We start from the raw sequence: 3,000 nt of genomic DNA on the forward strand, positions 1-3,000 counted from the left end.
GCGGTGTGTCAGAAACACATTCAGAGACTGACACTCCGCTTTCGCGAGCAAGCCCGCTCCCACATTGGGTCCGCGGTGTTTGTAATTACTTCTGTTTTTCCAGCTGATGGTATTTACCGTCTTTATCCCACTGGTAAACCACGTAGTCGGAGATTTTCAGGTCGCCCTTGGCATCCCATTCCTTCTTGCCCATCACGGTCTGGACAGGGTTGGCTTTCAGCCACTTGGCCGCGTCTTCGCCCTTGTTGGACTTGGCGCCGTTGAAGCCGGCAGCCAGGGCCTGGACCGACGCGTAGGCGTACAGGGTGTAGCCTTCCGGCTCGGTGCCGTTTTTGCGGAACTCTTCCACCACGGCCTTGCTGTCTGGCAGCAGGCGCGGGTCGGCGCCGAAGGTCATGTAGACGCCGTCGACGTATTGCGCGCCGCCAGCAGTGGCCACCAGTTCGTCAGTCACGACGCCATCGTCGGACATGAACTTGACGTCTTTCAAACCGGCTTCACGGATCTGGCGAACCAGGGGGCCGGCTTCCGGGTGCAGGCCGCCGAAGTACACGACGTCGGCGCCCAGTGAACGGATCTTGGTGACCAGGGCGCTGAAGTCTTTCTCGCCGCGGGTCAGGCCTTCTTGCAGCACCGGCGTGACGCCGCGCTTGGTCAACTGGGCAGCGGTGGCGTCGGCCAGGCCTTTGCCGTAGGTGTCCTTGTCGTTGATGACCGCGACTTTCTTGCCCTTGAGCACATCGACGATGTAGTCGCCGGCGACGATGCCTTGCTGGTCGTCACGTCCGCACATGCGGAACATGGCGCCCAGGCCGCGCTCGGTGACCTGTGGGTTGGTGGAGCCTGGGGTGATTGCGATGATGCCCGCTTCGTCATAGACCTCGGAGGCCGGGATGGTGTTGGACGAGCAGAAGTGCCCGACGACGCCGATCACTTTGTCCTGGTCCGCCAGGCGGTTGGCCACGGCCACGGCCTGCTTGGGTTCGCAGGCGTCGTCGCCGGCCACCAGGACGATTTTCTCGCCGTTGATGCCACCGGCCTTGTTGATGGTATCGGCTGCCGCTTGGGCACCCTTCATGTACTGCTCACCGAAAGCAGCGTTGGCACCCGTCATCGGGCCCGCCACGCCAATTTTCACATCAGCTTGAACAAACGTAGAAACACCCAGCGCCGCTGCAACGGCAAGGGCCAGGAAACCTTTCTTGTAAAACGTCTGGGACATGAGTGGTGCTCCGATATTTTTGATTTTTGGCACTACAACTTGCGTTCAAACTTTTCACTGAAAGCCCAGAGCAAAGCGCGTGCCAGTAGGTTTTTATTCTTCAAAAAGACACGGTGTCATTGTTATTGCGCGTGTTTCAGTGCCGTTCGTCAGGACGTGCAACCCTCTAACCTCGATAGGTGCAACCTGCACGCCGAAAAAGTACAACCCTGGTAGGTCACACCTGCAACCAAGCCGATAAACGACAGTTCCTACAGCTGTAACAAACGGCGTAACGGAACTGCACATTTACAGTGCGTGACTGCTACGACTTGCACCAATACAGATTAGTAGCCTGCTAAGAAAATGCCGGCTTCTGAGGAGTATTTCGCTGATCAGATCACGATCCGCAGACATTGCCCGGCGTGATACAGCGAGAATCCCGCCTCATACAGACAGCTGCGCAGGCCCGCCCCGGCCAACGGCTGCATCGGTGCAAACGGAATCGGCAACGCCTGGGGATTCTGGTGACACAGATAGTCGGCGAACGCCTTGCCGACCACGCTGCCGGTGGTCACGCCGCGCCCGTTGTAGCCCGTCACGGCCACCAGGCCCGGCGCGGGTTCGAACAGGCGCATCAGGTGGTCGGGGGTGAAGGCGATACAACCGGTCCAGGTGAACTCCCATTGCACCGATTTGAGGTACGGGAAGTAGTGCTGTTGCACCCGATCGGCCCACGCCTTGAGGAACCACGCCGGTTTCTGGTTGCCATTGCCCAGGCTGCCGAGCAACAGGCGGCCATCGGCATCGCGGCGGATGCTGCTCAAGACCTGGCGTGTGTCCCACGAACCCTGGCCGCCGGGCAGGATCTGCGCGGCGGCGGCGTCCGTCAGCGGGGCGGACGCGACCTGGTAGTAGTAGCCGGGGAAAAAGTTGCGGCGCAGTTCGGTCCATTCGCCTTCGGTGTAGGCGTTGGAGGCAATCACCACTTGGGCGGCCTGCACCGAGCCTTGGGCGGTTTGCACCGACCACTGCGCGCCTTGGCGCTCCAGCTGGGTGACTGGGGAATGGTCAAACAACTGCCCGCCCAGGCCGACGGCGGCATTCGCCAGACCACTGGTGTAGGCCATCGGGTTCAAGGTGCCGGCACGCCGGTCCAGTAAGGCGGCTGCTATTTTTTTGGTGCCCGTGGCCTGTTCGCAGGCTTGCCCGGTGAGCAGTTCCACCGGCGCGCCACGGCGCTTCCATTGTTCTTCACGGCTGCGCAGATCCGCCTCGCCCCGGGCGTTGTGCGCCATGTGCAAGGTGCCTTCGCGCCGCAACTGGCAATCGATGTGGTATTTGTCGATCAGGCTGAACACCAGGGACGGTGCCGCGCCGAGCATGCGGTTGAGCTGGCTGCCGACCTCGGTGCCGAAACCGGCTTCGATCTCATCCGGCGGAATCCACAGGCCGGCATTGACCAGCCCGACATTGCGCCCCGAACCGCCGTGACCGGTGCGATGGGCCTCCAGCACGGCGACGCTCTTGCCTTGCTCCAGCAAGTGAATGGCCGCCGACAAACCGGTAATGCCGGCGCCGATCACGCACACATCCACCTTGACCTCGCCCTTGAGCGCGGCGCGATCGGGCCGGCTGGGGGTGAGGTGTTCCCATAAACATGTTTCGCGTAATGCCATTGCCAGACTCCGATGAGACCCAACAAACCACTCAATTCAGTTTCGACTTGGTAATCCAATCAAATGTGGGAGCGGGCTTGCTCGCGAATGCGGTGTATCAGTCAACAGATTTACAGCTGA

At 60.9% G+C, this 3,000-nt stretch carries 2 protein-coding genes; both read right to left on the reverse strand.

The features are described 5' to 3' along the window. Positions 1-85: 85 nt before the first annotated feature. Positions 86-1,222 (reverse strand): branched-chain amino acid ABC transporter substrate-binding protein, encoded by a 1,137-nt coding sequence (locus tag NUV89_RS28865; protein ID WP_257784000.1) that lies wholly within the window; start codon positions 1,220-1,222, stop codon positions 86-88. A gap of 374 nt (positions 1,223-1,596) precedes the next feature. Then, positions 1,597-2,880, reverse strand: coding sequence for an FAD-binding oxidoreductase (locus tag NUV89_RS28870; protein ID WP_257784001.1), 1,284 nt, complete (start codon positions 2,878-2,880; stop codon positions 1,597-1,599). Positions 2,881-3,000 lie beyond the last annotated feature (120 nt).

Origin of the sequence: Pseudomonas sp. 18.1.10, from assembly GCF_024655625.1 — a bacterium.
Classification (GTDB): domain Bacteria; phylum Pseudomonadota; class Gammaproteobacteria; order Pseudomonadales; family Pseudomonadaceae; genus Aquipseudomonas.